This is a genomic window from Photorhabdus sp. RM96S (assembly GCF_042879335.1).
GTDB classification, from domain to species: domain Bacteria; phylum Pseudomonadota; class Gammaproteobacteria; order Enterobacterales; family Enterobacteriaceae; genus Photorhabdus; species Photorhabdus kayaii.
Genome location: NZ_JBHFKT010000177.1, coordinates 1 through 470 on the forward strand (window position 1 = coordinate 1; position 470 = coordinate 470).

General features: G+C 37.0%; 1 protein-coding gene. It reads left to right on the forward strand.

Features of this window, described 5'->3' with window-relative positions; genetic code table 11:
• Nucleotides 1-48 precede the first annotated feature (48 nt).
• Nucleotides 49-470, forward strand: a 422-nt coding sequence (tnpA, locus tag ACGF49_RS24835) for an IS200/IS605 family transposase (RefSeq protein WP_387493411.1), incomplete at its 3' end; no start/stop codon positions are given.

Consider the following 470-nt stretch of genomic DNA (forward strand, 5'->3'; position numbering starts at 1 on the left):
TATAGATGTTCAAGCTAATATACGTAACTGAAATAAGGAAAGGTGTTTATGGGGATTAAAGCACAAAGCTCAGCACATACAAAGTGGCTGTGCAAATACCATATCGTTTTTTCGCCGAAATACAGACGAAAAGTCATTTTTGCCAGTATCCGTACAGGCATAGGTGAAATATTACGAGACCTTTGTAAGTACAAAGGAGTTGAAATCATTGAAGGCCATTTAATGTCAGATCATGTCCATATGCTCGTGAGTATCCCACCGAAAATCAGTGTGTCGAGTTTTATGGGATATTTAAAAGGCAAAAGTTCGTTGATGATATTTGATAAGCATGCGAATTTAAAATACAAATTTGGCAACAGGAAGTTCTGGTCAGAAGGATACTATGTAAGTACGGTGGGGCTCAATGAAGCCACAATCCAGAAATACATAAGAGAGCAAGAAAAGTCAGATTTAATGCAGGATAAATTAAG